The sequence below is a fragment of the Streptomyces sp. NPDC002054 genome (assembly GCF_040296685.1).
Taxonomy (GTDB): domain Bacteria; phylum Actinomycetota; class Actinomycetes; order Streptomycetales; family Streptomycetaceae; genus Streptomyces.
Genome location: NZ_JBEOXT010000044.1, coordinates 45,925 through 63,242 on the forward strand (window position 1 = coordinate 45,925; position 17,318 = coordinate 63,242).

Genomic DNA, 17,318 nt, shown 5'->3' on the forward strand with positions numbered 1-17,318 from the left:
GCGTCCCCGTTCGCGCGTCACCCCCCACTCCCCACCTCACTCCACGCAGGAGAAGCGCATGGCAAACCCGTACCAGGTCACGCCGCCCCCACCGCCGGCACCGCCGAGACGCCCGGGCGGGAAGCTCGCCCGCTTCCTCATCCTCGCCCTGATCATCGGCGGCGCCTACGGTGCCTCCAAGGTGCTCGGCGAGGACGAAAGGAAGTCGAAGTCCTCCCCGTCCGCCTCCGCGTCCGCCTCGGCCGCCGCCAAGACCAAGGACCCCGGCTCCGCCGAGTCCTCCTCCGACACCTCCAACCACTGGAAGGTGGGCGACTGCGGCGGGCCCGACCCGAAGCGGCAGCCCGACGGGTACCGGGCGCTGAAGTGTTCCGAGTCCGGTGCCACCTTCAAGGCCATCGACATCAAGGAGGCGAGCATCCTCCCCGGGTCGATCCAGTGCCCTGCGGGCACCGACCTCGTGATCGAGGTGAGCATTTCCTTCGGATCGAACAGCGCGAGCAGCGGCATCCCCACCAACACCGTCTGTGGCCGCAACCTGACCGGCGCACACCCCGGTGATGCGGGTGCCGGCGGCGGCCAGCTGGTCAAGGGCGACTGCGTGGACTCGCAGGCCCAGGAGGTCGCCTGTGCCTCCGGCGGCTCGCGCGCGCTCAAGGTGCTGGCCCTGGTCAAGACGAAGGACGAGTGTCCGTCGGGCACGAACGAGCCGATGCGGCTGACCATGTCGGTCGGCCGGCCCTATGACGTGATCTGCGCCAAGCGCTGACGGCCCGATCACAAGCTGTGGGTGGCGGCGTACGGTCGTGCACGCCCCGAGCGCGGCACGGCAAGCCGCCACCCCACGACCCGCACTCGCCAAGGCGGAACCTTGACGTCCCCTCGCGACGAATCGCTCACTACAGGGTGATCACCATGTGACGAGCCGTCAACACCTCGTTAGAGGTACACGCGCGGTTCCCGCGGCGCGCCGGGAAATTCCGATGTGTCATCCACCGACTTGTCAGCCCGGTCGATCTCGCACCAGATCCGCTTTCCGGCGCCCTCGCGCTGCCAGCCCCAGCGGTCCGCCAGCCCGTCCACCAGCTCCAGGCCACGGCCGCCCGTGTCCTCGCCGCCCGCATGGCGCGGGGCCGGCGGGCGGTCGCTGGCGTCGGCGACCTCGACGCGGACGCCCGGGCCGCCGAACAGCATCCGCAGAACCGCCGGGCAGCCGGTGTGCACCACCGCATTGGTGACCAGCTCGGAGATCAGCAGGATCAGCGTCTCCGCCAGCGGTTCATCGTCCCCTATCCCGGATCCGGCCAGCCGGGAGCGCGCCCATCTGCGCGCCCGGCCGACCTCCGCGGGATCCGGGCCTACCTCCAGCTGAACCTGAAGCACCTGCACCGCTCACACCATCCGAACCGGCGGACACTTCGCCTCGCGAAAGGACGACGGGATCACCGAAAGTGACCCCCTTGCGGAGCAGCATGGTTGACATACAGTCACCGGAACAAGCGCTTCGGGCATATTCCAGCGCGAAGGAGTAGGCGTGGTGCATACTGTGCGACGCTCACGCCGCTCAACCGCTCGCATTGACGGGAGCGTACCGGAGCAGCCCCCGACTCCGGTCCGTTACGAGTCACGGCTAAGGACACAAACAGATATCAACTCTCCGTAATCGGACATGAGTCTGCTCCTGTCCGATCCGTTACTCCGCCGCCAACAGCTCCGCCGCCAGCAGCTCCTCCGCCTCCGCGGCCGTCCGCCACTGCTCCGCCCGCACCCAGGCCCGCTTCAGATGCAGATGGACGTCCGCCTCCCAGGTGAACCCCATACCCCCGTGCACCTGGAGGCAGTCCCGCGCGCCCAGCACGGCGGCCTCGTCCGCCAGCAGCTTCGCCCCCGCGATCTCCGCCGGGTCGCCCGTCACCGCCGCCGCGTAGACCGCCGTACGGGCCAGCTCCGCCCGCACCAGCATCTGCGCGCACAGGTGCTTGACCGCCTGGAAGGCCCCGATCGGCTGCCCGAACTGCTCGCGGGTACGGGCGTACTCCACCGCCATCCCGACCGCCCGGAGCGCACTGCCCAGCTGGAGCGCGGCCGTCAGCAGCGCTCCCTCCTCCCGGTACGGGGAGTACGGGGAGACGCCCGGCTCAGCCACCCTGGACAGCGGGGTCAGCGGGTCCACCGACGCCACCGGCTCGCCCGTGACCGGCTCGGCGGCCCCCAGCACCGCGTCCGACTCCGCCAGGTACGCCACCAGGCCGCCGTCCCCGAGGTCGTACGCGGTGACCACCGCCCGCCCCTCGGCCGCGCCCGGCACCAGGCCGGCCGCCAGGTGCGTGGCCACCAGCGGGCCCGGCAGCAGCGCCCGCCCGGCCTCCTCGAAGACCAGCACCGCCTCCGGCATGCCCAGCCCCACGCCCCCGTCCGCCTCCGGCAGCCGGAGCGCGAAGAAGCCCGCCTCGCCCAGCTCCCGCCACAGCGCCCGGTCCACCACCGGACCGGACTGACCAGAGTGACCTGAGTCCACCGAAGCCCGGAGCGCGTCCCGCCCGTACCGGCCCGCCAGCAGGTCGCGGACGCCCGCCTGCAGGTCCCGCTGCTCCTCGGTCAGCTGGAAGTCCACGGCACCCCTCACCGGCCCTTCGGAAGGCCGAGGATCCGCTCGGCCACGATGTTCTGCTGGATCTGCGAGGTACCGGCGGCGATCGTGTACGAGAGGGAGGACAGCCGGTCCGCCGTCCATTCCCGGCCCGCATCCGGCGACAGCGAGAGCGGGCCCAGCACCTCCGCCGCCGCCTCGTACAGCTCCTGCCGGGCATGGGAGTAGCGGAGCTTGAACACCGAACCGCCCGCCCCCGGTACCCCGCCCTCCCGCTCCGCCTCGCTCACGTTCCACTGGGTCAGCCGCCACAGCGCGGTGAACTCCGCGGACAGCCGGCCGAGCCGGCGGCGCAGCACCGGGTCGTCCCAGCGGCCGTTGTCGCGGGCGGCCCGGGCCAGCTCGCCGAGGGTCCGGCGGCAGGCGACCACCTCGCCCACGAAGGCGGTGCCCCGCTCGAAGGACAGGGTGACCATGGTGACCCGCCAGCCGTCGTTCTCCGCGCCCACCCGGTGGGACACCGGCACCCGGACCTCGTCGAGGAACACCTCGGCGAACTCCGTCGAGCCCGCGAGGGTGCGCAGCGGCCGGACGGTGACCCCCGGTGCGTCCATCGGCATCGCCAGCCAGCTGATCCCCCGGTGCTTGGGAGCGGTCGGGTCCGTCCGGACCAGCAGCTCGCACCAGTCGGCGACCTCCGCGTGCGAGGTCCAGATCTTCGATCCGCTGACCACGTAACTGTCCCCGTCCCGGACCGCCCGGGTGCGCAGGGCGGCCAGGTCGGAGCCGGCGTCCGGTTCGGAGAAGCCCTGGCACCAGATCTCGTCCCCGCGCAGGATCGGCCCGAGCCAGCGCTCCCGCTGCTCCGGGGTTCCCTCGGCGGCGATGGTCGGGCCGGCGTGCAGCAGGCCGACGAAGTTGGCGCCCACGTAGGGGGCGCCGGCCTTCTCGGTCTCCTCCAGGAAGATCAGCCGCCGGGTGGGGGTGGCGTCCCAGTGCACGTCCGCGTACCCGGCGTCGTACAGGGCCCGCTGCCAGCCCGCGTCGTAGGCGCGCCGGCCCGGCCAGTCGGCGGGCGAGGGCTTGGCGGGCAGCTTGGGCAGCACCACCGCCAGCCACTCGCGCAGCCGGGCCCGGAACTCCTCGTCCTCCGCCGTGTGGTCGAGGCGCATCAGACCAGGTCCAGGCCGAGCATCCGGATCGCGTTGCCGCGCATCAGCTTGTAGACCGTCTCCTCGTCCAGGCCCTTCACATGGTCGAGGGCGACCTCCTTGGTGTGCGGGAAGGTCGAGTCCACGTGCGGGTAGTCGGTCTCGAAGGTGGCGTTGTCCCGCCCGACGACGTCGAGCGAGGCGATGCCGTGCTTGTCGCGGAAGAAGCAGCAGAAGATCTGCCGGTAGTAGTACGTCGACGGCGGCTCGGGGATCAGGCCGCGGACCCCGCCCCAGGCCCGGTGCTCCTCCCACACGTCGTCGGCCCGCTCCAGGGCGTACGGGATCCAGCCCATCTGGCCCTCGCTGTAGGCGAGTTTCAGCGTCGGGAACTTCACCAGCACCCCGCTGAACAGGAAGTCCATCATCGAGGCCATCGCGTTGTTGAAGCTCAGCGAGGCCTGCACGGCGGGTGGGGCGTCCGGGGAGGCGGCCGGCATCTGCGAGGAGGACCCGATGTGCATGTTGACCACCGTCCCGGTCTCCTGGCAGACCGCGAAGAAGGGGTCCCAGTAGCCGGAGTGGATCGAGGGCAGGCCCAGGTGGGTGGGGATCTCGGAGAAGGTGACGGCCTTCACCCCGCGGGCGGCGTTGCGGCGGATCTCGGCGACCGCCAGCTCGATGTCCCAGAGCGGGATGATGCACAGCGGGATCAGCCGGCCGCCGCTGTCCCCGCACCACTCCTCGACCATCCAGTCGTTGTACGCGCGCACGCAGGCCAGCGCGACCTCCTTGTCCTGGGCCTCCGCGAAGGTCTGGCCGCAGAACCGCGGGAAGGTCGGGAAGCAGAGGGAGGCCTCGACGTGGTTGAGGTCCATGTCGGCGAGCCGGGCCTTGGGGTCCCAGCAGCCGCGCCGCATCTCCTCGCGGGTGATGCCCTCCAGGGTCATCTCGTCGCGGTCGAAGCCGACGGCGGCGATGTTGCGCTTGTACGGGAACTTCAGGTCCTCGTAGATCCACCAGTCGGTGGGCGGGCCGTCGGGGTCCATGGAGATGACGTACTTGCCGCCGGTGTAGACGAGCTCGCCGATGCCGGCGGTGAGCGCCTTGGGGCCGCGGTCGCGGTACTTCGCGGGCAGCCACCGGTCGAACAGGTGGGCGGGCTCGATCACGTGGTCGTCGACGCTGATGATCCGAGGCAGTTCCATGGATTCCCCTCACCGTTTCTGATGGCCCGTCAGAAACAAGCTAGCCCCGCGACCCCTGGACCGTAAAGCGCTCCCGCCTTACGCTCTCCGTCGGATCTGACGAGACGTCAGTTTCATGTCATTCGGGAGGCCGGGCATGGACGACACCGCACACGAACTGGACCGGTCCGCCACCTTCTGGGAGCTGGTCTCCCGCCGGGCCGCGCTCACCCCCGACGCCCCGGTGCTGATCGAGGCGGAGACCGGCCGCACGCTCTCCTTCGGCGGGCTGCGCGACCGCGCCGAGCGGGTCGCCGCCGGACTCCACGGCCTGGGCGTCCGCCCCGGCACGGTCGTCGCCTGGCAGCTGCCCACCCGCATCGAAACGGTGCTGCTGTCCCTGGCACTGGCCCGGATCGGCGCCGTCCAGTCCCCCGTCATCCCCTTCTACCGGGACCGCGAGGTCGGCTTCGCCCTCCGCGAGTCCCGCGCCGAGTACTTCGCCGTGCCGGGCACCTGGCGCGGCTTCGACCACATCGCCATGGCCCGGCGGCTCGGCGCCCGCGGCGTCCTCCAGGCGTACGAGGACCTCCCCGAGGGCGACCCGGCCCTGCTGCCGCCGGCCCCGGCCGCCGGCAGCGACGTACGGTGGATCTACTGGACCTCCGGGACCACCTCCGATCCCAAGGGCGTCCTGCACACCGACCGCTCGCTCATCGCGGGCGGCTCCTGCCTGGGCCACGCCCTGCACCTGACGGCGGCCGACGTCGGCTCGATCGCCTTCCCCTACGCCCACATCGGCGGCCCGGACTACCTGGTGATGCTGCTGCTGTACGGCTTCCCGGCCGTGCTCTTCGAGAAGTTCGCCCTGCCCGAGGCCCTGGACGGCTACCGCCGCCACGGGGTCACCCTCGCAGGCGGCTCCACCGCCTTCTACTCCCTCTTCCTCGCCGAACAGCGCAAGGACCCCGGCCGGCCGCTGATCCCCACCCTCCGGCTGCTGGCGGGCGGCGGAGCACCCAAACCGCCGGAGATCTACCACGCGGTGGTCCGCGAAATGGGCTGCGCGCTCACCCACGGCTACGGCATGACCGAAGTACCCATGATCACCATGGGCTCGCCGACCGACACCGCGGAACAGCTGGCCACCACCGAGGGCCGGCCCCCGGCCGGCATGTCCGTCCGCATCACCGACCCGGACGGCAAGCCCCTGCCGGCCGGCACCGACGGCGAGGTCCGGCTGCGCGGCGAGGCGGTCTGCCGCGGCTACCTGGACCCCGCCCAGTCCGCTGCCGCCTTCGACGCCGACGGCTATCTGATCACCGGCGACCTCGGACACCTCACCGAGGACGGCCACCTCGTCCTCACCGGACGCAGCAAGGACGTCATCATCCGCAAGGGCGAGAACATCTCCGCCAAGGAGATCGAAGACCTGCTGCACCGCCTCCCGGGCGTCGGCGACGTCGCCGTCATCGGCCTGCCCGACCCCGAACGCGGCGAACGCGTCTGCGCGGTCGTCGAACAGCCCGCGGGCGCCGAGCCGCTGACCCTGGCCGCGCTGGCCGCCCACCTGCGGTCCGAGGGCCTGGCCACCCACAAACTGCCGGAACAGCTGGAACTGGTCGAAGCCCTCCCCCGCAACGACACCCTGCGCAAGGTGCTGAAGTACAAACTGCGCGAGCGCTACGCGGAGCCGCGCCGCGCCGACTGAGGTCGCCGGGCCGGGCAGTCCTTCCTACGATGGAAGGAAGCGGCCTCGGGGGTCTCGGGGGACCGGCGCGTCAGAGGTGATCCCCGCATGCGCAGACGCCCCATGCGCAGACGGCTCCGGGCCGGCCCGGCCTGCGCCGCCGCGGCCCTGCTGCTCACCGTGCTCTGCACGGGCCAAGCGCCCGCGGCGGCGCCACCGGGCCGGGCAGACCTCGATCAGGCGACCGTCGAACGGCTCGACGAGGCGATCACCGCGGTCATGCGGCAGACCGGCATCCCGGGCGCCAACGTCGGGCTGTGGATCGACGGCCGGGGCGACTACGTGCGCTCCTTCGGAGTCTCCGACACAAGCTCCGGAACCCCGATGAAGACCGACCTCTTCACCCGGACCGGCAGCGTCACCAAGACCTTCACCATCACCGCCGTGCTCCGGCTGGTCGACGCCGGCCGGGTCGGCCTCGACGACCCGATCTCCCGCTACGTCGAAGGGGTCCCCGGCGGCGACGCCATCACCGTGCGCCGGCTCGCCGAGATGCGCAGCGGGCTCTACGACTACGCCGAAGACCCGAAGCTGCAGGCCTCGCTGAAGGCCGACCCGTACCGGACCTGGACCCCGCGGCAGCTCCTGGACATCGCCTTCGCCCACCCCGCGCAATTCGCCCCGGACGCCCGGTGGCAGTACAGCAACACCAACACCGTGCTGCTGGGGCTGCTGATCGAGAAGGTCAGCGGGAAGAGCCTGGGCGAGTTCCTCCGGCAGGAGGTGTTCGCGCCGGTGCGGCTGTCGGACACGGTCTTCCCGACGGACGCCGCCATGCCGGAGCCGTACGCCCACGGCTACACCGACTTCACGCCCACCGGGAAAACGGCCGACGCCTCCCTCTGGAACCCCTCCTGGACCTGGGCCGCCGGCGCGGTGATCTCCGACCTGGACGACCTGCACGACTGGGTGCCGGTCCTCGCCGACGGCAGGCTCCCCGACGGCAAACCCCTCGTGAAGCCCGCCACCCAGGCCCAGCGGCTGGACGTCGAACCGACCGGCCACCCCGGCATCTCGTACGGCCTGGGCATCATGGAGGTCAACGGCTGGTTCGGACACACCGGCGACCTGCCCGGCTACGAAAGCCTGGCGATCCGGCTGCCGTCGGCGGGCGCCACCCTGGTGGTGCTCGTCAACTCCGACATCAACCACGAGAACGGCAGCGCCAGCGACCTCATCGGCAAGACCGTCACCGAGATCGCCACACCGGCACACCCGTGGTCCAGCCCGGCCGCGGCCCGGCCGACCGCACCGGGCCCCAGCCCCAATTCGAGCCCGAGCCCGCCGCGGTGACCGCGAAGGGACCGGGAGACCGCCCGGAGGGGGCCTACGCGTCCGGGGCCTCGACCCCGCAGTAGCCGGCGAAGGCGGTCAGGATCCCGGCCTCCGAGATCCGTCCGTCCCCGTCGGCGTCCAGCGCCGCGGCCACCGTCGCGGCGAGCTCGGGCGCGATGCCCAGCGCCCGCAGCACCCGGGCCGCGGCCGGCGGCGTGACCCCGGCCCCGTCCTCGTCGGCCACGGCGATCACCGCGTGCAGGAACTGCTGGCCGATTCCGGCGAACCGCTCCGGGCTGTCCTGCAGCCGCTTCGCGGCGCCGGTGATGAACTCCTCGCGGGTGACGCGCTGGTCGCCGTCCACGTCCGCGATGCCGGCCATGCCCTGCCAGAAGGCCTCGGCACCGTGGATGACCGCCTGCCCCTTGTCGGAGCGTGCGGTGACACCGAATTCGGCCATCACCTCCTTGGCGGCCTTGCTGAAGTCCTCGCGGTCGATATGGCCGTTGCCGTCCTGGTCGAAGATGGCGAATCGGGCGGCGATCTTGCGCTCGTACTGTGCGCTGTCCATATTCGGGATCCGCCTTTGCATATGCGGTGGGGTGCAGTTCAAGACAAGGCAGGAGCGTAAGGCCTCCATGGCCTGCGCGTTAAGCGAAGCGGGCAAGCAGGTGGCCGCATCGAACCCGCGCACGAGGAGCGCAATGGGGCGCGTCGCCCGGAACCTGCCGTTTCACCTACCACGCGCCCTCCCCCGCAAGGAGGAGCTTCGGCCAAAACAGGCGCAGAGCGGCGAACTGACACTACATTCGGGAGGGTCGACAAGGGCTGGGGGCGTTATGCCGAAGGATGCACCACCCCGCTGGGACCGCCGGATGCAGCAACGGCTCGCGCGCGGCGAGGCCGCCGCACTCGGGGAGCTGTACGACCGCTTCGCCTCGCTGGTGCACAGTCTGGCGCACCGGGTGCTGGGCGACGAGCAGGCCGCGGACCGGATCACCCGCGAGGTCTTCGGGTACATCTGGGAGAACCCGGACGCGTACGACCCCAAACAGGGCTCCATGCGCTCCTGGGTGGCCCGGATCACCCAGGGACAGGCGGTGGCCCGGCTGCGGCAGGCCGAGCTGGGCCGCGGTTCGCGCGAGGAGCTCGAACAGAAGGTGCGCAGCGCCAACGCGGCGGCCCGCGCCGACTACATCGTCACGTCCATGCCCGCGCCGCTGCGGGCCGCCCTGGAACTGGCGTACTTCAAGCGCCGGGACTACCGGCAGGCCGCCGCCGACCTGCAGATCAGCGAGGACGAGGCGCGCCGCCGGCTCCGGCTGGGCCTGCAGCTGCTGTCGACCGCCAACGCCCTCCCACGGGAGGGCACCTCCCCGCCCGGATACGGAACACCGCGATGAACGGCCCCGCCGAGTCCCCTGACGACGGTTACAAGCGCCCCGGCTCTGCCCGGATACCGGGTCCGCGCGCTGCCGCCGACGACCTGCCGCCGGAGGCGGCACCGGAGCTGCCCGCCCCGCCGCCCTCCCACGACGTCCTGAAGTCCCTGCTGGGCGCATGGGCGCTGGCGGCGTGCTCGGCGGAGGAGACCCGAGCGGTGGAGGACCACCTCACCGAGTGCGCTCCCTGCGCCGAGGAGGCGTTGCGGCTGCGGGACGCGGTGGGGCTGCTGCACCCGGAGGAGAGCCTGGACCTGAACCCGCTGCTGCGGTCGCGGGTGCTGGAGGGCTGCCTGGGGAAGCGTCCGGCCCGGATCCCGGTGCCGGTGTGGGCGAGTCCGTACGACACCGAGGCGGCGCGGCTGGACGCGCTGCTGCGGGACTTCGGCGACTCCGAGTGGCACACCCCGGTGCGGCTGAAATGGTTCGCCGAGGAACGGCGGCAGTCGCGCCGGACCACGGTGGCCGGGGTCATCGGCCATCTGCTGTCCGTGGACGGTCTGATCGCGACGGCGCTGGGGCTGGACGACCCGCTGGGCCCGGAGGCGCCGGCCCACCCGACCGCCCGTACCGAATACTTCTGGGACTCCGCCGCGCACCCCGCCACCCGGCAGGTCCGCGAACCCTGGCGAGAACAGGGCCACACCCTGGTGCGGACGGTGTCGTTCGCAGGCCGCGGGGTGGCAGAGCTGAAGGTGGACTACAGGGACTTCTCGCTGCCGCTGGGGGACGCGTTCCTGGAGCGGGCCTTCGAGTGCTGGGTCCATGCCTGGGACATCGCGGAGGCGGTGGACTACCCGTACGATCCGCCGTCCGGGGCGCACCTGCACCGGATGATCGACCTGGCGGCCCGGCTCTTGCCGGGCGCACTGGCCGGACGCCGCCGCTCCGGCCTGGCGTCCCCGCCCCGCACCCTGGTCACGGCCGGTTCCCCGGGCCGCACCCTCCACCTGGAGATCGAGGGCTCCGGCGGCGGCGCCTGGGACATCGCGCTGGACTCGCCCGCAGCCGCCACCTCCCCGGACCACACCGTGGCCCAGATCGCCCTGGACGGGGCCGAGTTCTGCCAGCTGGCCGCGGGCCACATCTCCCCGGAAGAGGCAGCCGTCGGCCAGCACGGCGACCGCGAGGCCATCCGCGACGTCCTCTTCGCGGCGGCCTCACTGAGCCGGCTCTGATCAGATCACGGGGCTACGGAAGGGGTTAGGCGAAGACCACCGTGCGGTTGCCGTTCAGCAGGACCCGGTGCTCGCTGTGCCACTTCACCGCCCGCGCCAGCGCCTGGCACTCGACGTCACGCCCGATCGCGACCAGCTGGTCGGGCGTGACCTCGTGGCCGACGCGCTCGACCTCCTGCTCGATGATCGGGCCCTCGTCCAGGTCGGCCGTCACATAGTGGGCCGTGGCGCCGATCAGCTTCACACCCCGGGCGTGCGCCTGGTGGTACGGCTTGGCGCCCTTGAAGCTCGGCAGGAAGGAGTGGTGGATGTTGATGATCCGGCCGCTGAGTTCCTTGCACAGCGTGTCCGACAGCACCTGCATATAGCGGGCCAGCACGACCAGCTCCACGTTCTCGGCCCGCACCAGCTCCAGCAGCTGCGCCTCCGCCTCCGCCTTGGTGTCCCGGGTGACCGGAATGTGGTGGAAGGGGATGTCGTACGTGCCGACCAGCTCGGCGAAGTCCGTGTGGTTGGAGACCACCGCCGCGATCTCCACCGGCAGTGCCCCGATCCGGGACCGGAAGAGCAGGTCGTTCAGGCAGTGCCCGAACTTCGACACCATCAGCACGATCCGCATGCGCTCGTCCGAGCGGTGGAGCTCCCAGTCCATCCGGAAGGTGTCGCCGATCGCCGCGAAGCTCGCGCGCAGCTTCTCCACCGTCACCGGCTCGTCCGCCGAGAAGTGGACCCGCATGAAGAAGAGGCCGGTGTCGTGGTCGCCGAACTGCCGGCTGTCCTCGATGTTGCACCCGGTCATGAAGAGGTAGCTGGACACGGCGTGCACGATGCCCTGCTTGTCGGGGCAGGACAGGGTCAGGACGTACTGCTGGGTCGTGGCCGTGGGGGCGGTGCCGGTGGCTGCGGTGTGCGGGTCGCTCATGGCACGACAGCCTTTCACACCGTTCACGCCGCTCACGCCGTCCGTGCCGCCGCCGGTTAGACCGCGCGGGTCAGGATCTGCAGCACCTCGAGCGAGCTCGGGCGGTTGTCGGGGTCCTCTCCGTCGGCGGTGGCCAGCCGTACGTGCGCCTCGCGCGCCGCCCGGACCGCCTCCGGCCAGCCGTGGTGCTCCAGGTACGCCGAGACCGGGGCGTCCGGCCCGACCTGGTGCAGGATGCGCAGCACCCGCAGGACGGCGACATCGACGAGGGCGGCTTCCTGGGAGTCGCGGAAGATCGTGCCGACGTACTTCTCGGCGGACCAGCTGTCCAGCCAGGTGTCCTCGACGAGCCGGTACACGGCGTCGGTCACGTCTCCGTAGCCCTCGGCCCCGGCCAGCCAGGTGTCCTCCTGGAAGGCCGGGTCGGAAAGCATGTGCAGCGCCGAGCGCACGTTGCTGCGCCAGCGCCACCACGGCATGTCATTGAGCGGCATGCCGCCCATGGTGGATGAGCGACGGCCGCGGCGGGAAGAGTTCTTCGAACCTTCGTCGAATGTCACGCTTTCGATCGTACGTACCTTTCCGGGGCGATCTTCACGGCCCCCGACGGACCACTTCGTGAGACGGCCCCCGGTAATTCACCTTGGCGTCACCGAATGTTGCGTACACCTCACTCCCCAGTTCCCCGTGGGGAGGAATTGTGCGGGGTCATGACCAACAGGCGACGCACCATGATCTCCCGTTCCCTTCTCAGCACGGTTGTCGGCGCGTCCCTCCTCACCGGGTGTGGGGTCTTCCCCGGAGACACAGGGGGCTCCGGGGAGACCCTCACCGTCATGACCTGGGCCCCCCAGGACGGCAAGGCCACCAACATGCCCGGGATGCCGGCCATGGCCCGGGCCTACGAACGGTGGGTCAACAGCAAGGGCGGCCTAGGCGGCCGACGGCTGCGGGTCATCACCTGTGACGAGCACAACACGCCGACCGGTGCCGCCGACTGCGCCCGGCAGGCGGTGGCCGAGAAGGCGGTCGCGGTGGTGGGCTCCTACAGCCAGCACGGGCGGGCCTTCATGGCCCCGCTGGAGAACGCGGGCATCCCCTTCATCGGCGGCTACGGCGTCTCCCAGGAGGAATTCCAGAGCATCCTGTCCTACCCGGTCAACGGCGGCCAGCCGGCCCTGCTGGCCGGCGCCGGGCACCAGCTCGCCCGCAGCTGCGAACAGGTCGCCCTGATCCGCCCGGACACCCTGGCCGGCGACTCCCTGCCGATCCTGCTGAACGCCGGCCTGAAGGCGCAGAAGCAGCCCATCGAGAAGGCCGCGACCGAAGCCGCCGACATCCGGGCCGCCGAGGACGCCGCCGACTTCGGCCCGCAGGCCCGCGAGGCGCTGGCCCATGCCGGGCGGGGCAAGGAGAAGGGCTGTGTGACGGCGGCCCTCGGCGAGCGCACCGAGACCTTCTTCGACTCCTTCCGCCGGATCGACGGACCGAAGAAGCGGCCCCAGATCGCCTCCGTCCAGGGCAGTGTCAGCCAGGCCCTGGTCGACCGCACGGGCGGCGCGGAGAGCCCCTTCGAGGGCGCGTACATCACCGGCTGGTACCCGGTGGCGACGGACCCGCTGTGGGAACCGATGCGGAAGGTGATCGCCGAACACGCCTTCGGCGAGGACGCGGTGGACCCGGCGGACGTCGGCACCCAGACGACCTGGATCGCGTACACGGTGTTCGCGGAGGCGGTGAAGCGGCTGGGCGACGAGAAGGTCACCGCGCGCCGGATCGCCCGCACCCTGGACACCTCCGACGGCGTGACCACCGCGGGCCTCACCCCGGACCTGCGCTGGCGCTACCAGGACATGCGGGCGGTCCGCGGCTACCCGCGCCTGATGAACGGGCGGGTCACCTTCCAGGTGGTGCAGGGAGGACGGCTGGTGGCGCAGTCCGGCGAGTCCTCGATGGACATGACCGAAACGATGGAAGCGGCCCCGACCACCGGCTGACGCCGGGCTGCACGGGCCACGAGGAACAGGAACAGCCCGCAGCCTGCCACCAGGACCCAGCCCGGCCGCGAGGCCCGGGCGAACTCCTCCGGGCCGGCCCCCGCGAGCAGGCCTCCGGCAACGGCAATGCCGAGCGCGGAACCGACCTGGCGTGCGGTGGACGTGATCGCCCCGGCCACCCCGGCGCGGGCGGGCGGCAGTCCGCTCACCGCGGTGTTGGTGAGCGGGGCATTGGCGAAGCCGAACCCGACACCGACGAACAGGTACGCCGCCAGGAGCAGGAGCAGGCTCGTGTTCCGGTCGAGCCCGACCAGGCAGAGTCCGCCCGCCGTGAGGAAGACACCGGCCAGGACCAGCGGCGCCCGCGGCCCGCTCCGGCCGACCAGCCGGCCGGCCAGGGGTGCACAGACGGTCGCTCCGACGGCCATCGGCAGGGTCGCCACACCGGCGGCCAGGGGCGTCCATCCCCGGGTGTGCTGCAAGTAGAAGGTGTTGAGCAGCAGCGTCACGTTCAGGGCGACGAAGACCGCCACGGCACCCAGCACCGCACTGCCGAAGACCGGATTCCGGAAGAGCCGCAGATCCATCAGCGGCTCGCGCCGGCGCGACTCCACCCACCGGAACCCCACCGCCGCGGCGGCAGCGACCGCGTACGCGGTCAGCGCCGCGGGCGAGGTCCAGCCGATGTGCGGCCCTTCGATCAGGACGCCGACCGAGACCCCGATGACCACGGCCAGCAGGGCCTGACCCGGGATGTCGGGCCGCCGCGCCCGCTGCGCCCGGGACTCCGGCACGAACACCGCGCTGAGCACCAGGGCGGCCACGACGACCGGCACGTTGATCCAGAACAGCGAGCGCCAGCCGAAGGCCTCGACGAGGGCGCCGCCCGTGACCGGACCGGCGGCCATGCTGAGCCCGAAGACCGAGGCCCAGACACCTATCGCCTGCGCCCGCTCCCTCGGGTCGGGCATCGCGTTCACCACGATCGCCAGCGCCACGGGACTGAGCATCGAGGCGCCGATTCCCTGGACGGCCCGGGCCGCGATGAGCGCACCCGCGGACGGGGCGACGGCGCAGCCCAGCGAGGCCACGCCGAACACCACCAGCCCGCACCGGAACACCCGTCGGCGTCCGAACCGGTCCGCCAGCGCACCGGAGGAGATCAGGAGACCGGCCAGGACGAGGGTGTACGCGTCCACGGTCCACTCCAGACCCCGCGTCCCGACACCCAGACCGTGCCCGATCGCGGGCAGACCCACATTGACGATGGTGGTGTCCAGGCCCACCAGGAACATGCTCAGGCAACAGACGGCGAGCACCGTCCAGCGCCCGCGCGCGCTGAGAACGGCCTGATCGGCCTGATGGAGGGAAGTCGTTGCGGTCACGGTCACGGCATGCCTTACGTCCGGGAACATCTGCCCGGCCAGGCTCGGGCCGGACCAGGAGCGCCGCCCAGCACTTTTGCGGAGACTGCAAACTGGACTGCGTGGACGCGGAACTGGAACGGATACTCGACGGCATCGGGCCACGGCTGCGCACCCTGCGCCGGGACCGCGGACTCACCCTGGAGACGCTCGCGGCCACCACCGGGATCTCGGTGAGCACGCTGTCCCGTCTCGAATCCGGCAAACGGCGCCCGACGCTGGACCTGCTCATCCCGCTCGCCCGTGCGCACCACATCGCGCTCGACCAGCTGGTGGCCGCACCGGCCAGCGGTGACCCCCGGGTGCACCTCACGCCCCTGCACGACGGCCGCGGCAGCGTCCTCGTGCCCCTGACCCAGTACCCGGGCCGGGTGCAGGTGTTCAAGCAGGTACTGGCTCCCCGCGAGCCGAAGCTCGTGACCCACGAGGGCCACGAGTGGCTCTACGTCCTCGCCGGCGAGCTGCGCCTCATCCTCGGGGCGGACGAGTTCGTCCTCCGCCCCGGCGAACTGGCCGAGTTCGACACCAGGGAACCGCACTGGTTCGGTCCCGCGCGCGACAGCGCCGTGGAGATCCTGCACCTGTTCGGACCGCGGGGCGACCAGGCCGTCGTCCGCGCGAAACCGTAGGACGGCGCTAGAGCTGGGACTTGTCCCGCTTGGTCAGCTGGTACTTGACGGCGATCCGGTTCCACAGGGTCGCGGCCGACTCTTTGGCCTTGGACGCCTCGCCGCTCGCCTTGTTGCCGGCGGCGGCATTGCCCGTAGGCCGGGCCTTCCCGTCCTTGCAGCCCTTCTTGTCGTCCCTATCGTCCCGGTCTCCGCCCCTGTCGCCGCCCCGGTCGTCCCCGACCTCCTCGGCCCAGGCCGCGTACGAGCGGTCGGCGGCGGCCGAGGACTTCCACGCCTTGGTGAGGGCGGCGGTCAGCCGGGCGTTGTCCGGCAGCTTGTCGGTCTGCACGTCCTGGAGCCGGGTCACCAGCTCGTCGCGCTGCCGGGCCGCGTCGCGGAGGTCGGTGGCGGCCTGGTCGAGGTTCTTGCAGACCTTGATGTCCTCCACGGCCCGGATCACGGCGGAGCGACTGTCGTTGCTGTCCGCGAGCAGCTTGTCCAGCTGGACGGCCTGACTGCGGGCGGGATCCACCGGAGCCTCGGCGGCGCCGGCACCAGCACCGGCGGAGCCGGTGGGCGTCGGTACGGAGGACACCGCGGCGGGGTCGTTGTTCTGCGCCTTGCCGGGCTCACTGAGCAGCGCGCCGACGCCGAGCCCGGCGACGGCGAGGCCGATCACGGTGGCGGCGATGATCCCGCCGGAGACCCGGCGGGGCGGGTCGGCCTCCTCGAAGGCGGCCGGCGGCGGGGGCGGGGAGGGGGCGTACGCGTACTGCTGAGGCTGGCCCGGCGGAGGCTGCGGCGGCGGAACCTGCCCCCGCCGCTGCTGCCGCGGCTGCCGGAGCACCGGCTCCTGGATGGGCGGCAGCTGCTGGGTGTGACCTTGCTCGTCGCCCGGGACGGGCGGGATGTACTGGGTGGCGGCGTCGGCGAGCGGATTGCCCGGAACAGGCGGAATGTACTGCGTCGCCGCCTCGGGGAGCGGGGTGCCCGGGACGGGCGGGATGTGCTGGGTGGCTGCGTCGGCGTGCGGGTTGCCGGGGACCGGCGGAATGTACTGCGTCGCGGCGTCGGCGTGCGGGTTGCCCGGAACAGGCGGTATGTACTGGGTCGCCGCGTCGGCGTGCGGGTTGCCCGGGACGGGCGGAATGTACTGGGTCGCCGCGTCGGGGAGCGGATTGCCCGGGACCGGCGGGATGTACTGGGTCGCGGCGTCGGCGTGCGGGGTGGCCGGGACCGGCGGGATGTACTGGGTCGCGGCGTCGGGGAGTGGTGGGTAGCCGTAGCCGTGGGGCTGGCCCGGACCCTCGTAGCCGGGTCCCAGCACATGGCCCGCCTGCGGGTCGGCGGGCGGCGGCGGGCCCCACGGGTCACCCTCGTACGGGTAGCCGTAGCCGCCTTGTCCGCTCTGCGTCACCGGGATCCTCCATCCGCCGGCCCGAACCTACGGGACCGTCGGGTCACGCTACCCGGTGCGATGCGCGGCCGGACCCTGCGGGGCTTTTCCCCCACCCCGCCCCTCCCCGAAACCGGGGCCTGCGGCCCCGGCCCCCGCCCGTGGGGCTGCGCCCCGCACCCGCTGGGTGCACGGGCTCCGCCCGGCACCCCCCGAGGGGCGGAGCCCGGGGGTCCGCCGCCGGGGGCGGGCGGAGCCCCCGGGACGGGGTGCCGGGCGCCCGGGGGGCTGGGGCGGGCGGAGCCCGTGGGTCGGGGCGGGCTGCGCCCGGGGTGCGGGGGCAGCCCCGGACCGGGGTGCCGGGCGGAGCCCCGGGGGTGCGGGCGAAGCCCCCC

At 72.1% G+C, this 17,318-nt stretch carries 15 protein-coding genes and 1 pseudogene; 7 read left to right on the forward strand and 9 right to left on the reverse strand.

Going from position 1 to position 17,318, the window contains the following annotated elements:
* Window positions 1-58: 58 nt before the first annotated feature.
* Window positions 59-769: a hypothetical protein gene (locus ABT123_RS31870; protein WP_351321044.1), complete on the forward strand. Its 711-nt coding sequence runs from the start codon at window positions 59-61 to the stop codon at window positions 767-769.
* Window positions 770-939: 170 nt separating this feature from the next.
* On the opposite strand, the gene ABT123_RS31875 is transcribed toward ABT123_RS31870, so the two are convergent.
* The 4 genes from ABT123_RS31875 to ABT123_RS31890 all read right to left on the reverse strand — a co-directional run bounded on the left by ABT123_RS31875 (window position 940) and on the right by ABT123_RS31890 (window position 4,949).
* Window positions 940-1,389 (reverse strand): ATP-binding protein, encoded by a 450-nt coding sequence (locus ABT123_RS31875; protein ID WP_351321046.1) that lies wholly within the window; start codon window positions 1,387-1,389, stop codon window positions 940-942.
* A gap of 304 nt (window positions 1,390-1,693) precedes the next feature.
* On the reverse strand, window positions 1,694-2,614 hold the full coding sequence (locus ABT123_RS31880; RefSeq protein ID WP_351321048.1) for an acyl-CoA dehydrogenase family protein: 921 nt from the start codon (window positions 2,612-2,614) through the stop codon (window positions 1,694-1,696).
* 8 nt (window positions 2,615-2,622) lie between these two features.
* Window positions 2,623-3,762: an acyl-CoA dehydrogenase gene (locus tag ABT123_RS31885; RefSeq protein WP_351321050.1), complete on the reverse strand. Its 1,140-nt coding sequence runs from the start codon at window positions 3,760-3,762 to the stop codon at window positions 2,623-2,625.
* Entirely contained in the window at window positions 3,762-4,949 is a 1,188-nt protein-coding gene (locus ABT123_RS31890; protein ID WP_351321052.1) for an amidohydrolase family protein, read from the reverse strand. Before ABT123_RS31890 ends, ABT123_RS31885 begins: the two co-directional genes overlap by 1 nt.
* A 136-nt stretch (window positions 4,950-5,085) precedes the next feature.
* On the opposite strand from ABT123_RS31890, the gene ABT123_RS31895 reads away from it, so the two are divergent.
* Window positions 5,086-6,639: a class I adenylate-forming enzyme family protein gene (locus tag ABT123_RS31895; RefSeq protein ID WP_351321054.1), complete on the forward strand. Its 1,554-nt coding sequence runs from the start codon at window positions 5,086-5,088 to the stop codon at window positions 6,637-6,639.
* A gap of 87 nt (window positions 6,640-6,726) precedes the next feature.
* A complete protein-coding gene (locus ABT123_RS31900) occupies window positions 6,727-7,971 on the forward strand; it encodes a serine hydrolase domain-containing protein (protein WP_351321056.1) in 1,245 nt (414 codons plus the stop codon).
* A gap of 34 nt (window positions 7,972-8,005) precedes the next feature.
* Here ABT123_RS31900 and ABT123_RS31905 read toward each other — a convergent pair whose 3' ends face one another.
* Window positions 8,006-8,524, reverse strand: a complete 519-nt coding sequence (locus ABT123_RS31905; RefSeq protein WP_351321058.1) for an EF-hand domain-containing protein — start codon at window positions 8,522-8,524, stop codon at window positions 8,006-8,008.
* Window positions 8,525-8,792: 268 nt separating this feature from the next.
* Between ABT123_RS31905 and ABT123_RS31910 the strand changes: the two genes are divergently transcribed.
* The gene (locus ABT123_RS31910) at window positions 8,793-9,356 is read left to right on the forward strand and encodes a sigma-70 family RNA polymerase sigma factor (RefSeq protein WP_351321060.1); all 564 of its coding nucleotides are present in this window, start codon (window positions 8,793-8,795) and stop codon (window positions 9,354-9,356) included.
* The gene (locus ABT123_RS31915) at window positions 9,353-10,573 is read left to right on the forward strand and encodes a maleylpyruvate isomerase N-terminal domain-containing protein (RefSeq protein ID WP_351321062.1); all 1,221 of its coding nucleotides are present in this window, start codon (window positions 9,353-9,355) and stop codon (window positions 10,571-10,573) included. The genes ABT123_RS31910 and ABT123_RS31915 overlap by 4 nt, the downstream gene beginning before the upstream one ends.
* Before the next feature lie 25 nt (window positions 10,574-10,598).
* On the opposite strand, the gene purU is transcribed toward ABT123_RS31915, so the two are convergent.
* Together purU and ABT123_RS31925 are read right to left on the reverse strand one after the other, a co-directional pair.
* Window positions 10,599-11,495 (reverse strand): formyltetrahydrofolate deformylase, encoded by an 897-nt coding sequence (purU, locus tag ABT123_RS31920; protein ID WP_351321064.1) that lies wholly within the window; start codon window positions 11,493-11,495, stop codon window positions 10,599-10,601.
* A 56-nt stretch (window positions 11,496-11,551) separates the two neighbouring features.
* Window positions 11,552-11,998 carry an SCO4402 family protein gene (locus tag ABT123_RS31925; protein ID WP_351321076.1) on the reverse strand — a complete coding sequence of 149 codons (447 nt, stop codon included), beginning with the start codon at window positions 11,996-11,998 and terminating at the stop codon, window positions 11,552-11,554.
* Window positions 11,999-12,205: 207 nt separating this feature from the next.
* Here ABT123_RS31925 and ABT123_RS31930 point away from each other — a divergent pair, with 207 nt between their 5' ends.
* The gene (locus ABT123_RS31930) at window positions 12,206-13,492 is read left to right on the forward strand and encodes an ABC transporter substrate-binding protein (protein WP_351321066.1); all 1,287 of its coding nucleotides are present in this window, start codon (window positions 12,206-12,208) and stop codon (window positions 13,490-13,492) included.
* On the opposite strand, the pseudogene ABT123_RS31935 reads toward ABT123_RS31930, so the two are convergent.
* Window positions 13,468-14,877: pseudogene (locus ABT123_RS31935) on the reverse strand (MFS transporter); the annotation flags it as partial. The gene ABT123_RS31930 and the pseudogene ABT123_RS31935 overlap by 25 nt on opposite strands.
* A gap of 101 nt (window positions 14,878-14,978) precedes the next feature.
* On the opposite strand from ABT123_RS31935, the gene ABT123_RS31940 reads away from it, so the two are divergent.
* Window positions 14,979-15,545 carry a helix-turn-helix domain-containing protein gene (locus tag ABT123_RS31940; RefSeq protein WP_351321068.1) on the forward strand — a complete coding sequence of 189 codons (567 nt, stop codon included), beginning with the start codon at window positions 14,979-14,981 and terminating at the stop codon, window positions 15,543-15,545.
* 7 nt (window positions 15,546-15,552) lie between these two features.
* Here the strand turns inward: ABT123_RS31940 and ABT123_RS31945 are convergent, their stop codons facing one another.
* Entirely contained in the window at window positions 15,553-16,944 is a 1,392-nt protein-coding gene (locus tag ABT123_RS31945; protein ID WP_351321070.1) for a hypothetical protein, read from the reverse strand.
* Window positions 16,945-17,318 lie beyond the last annotated feature (374 nt).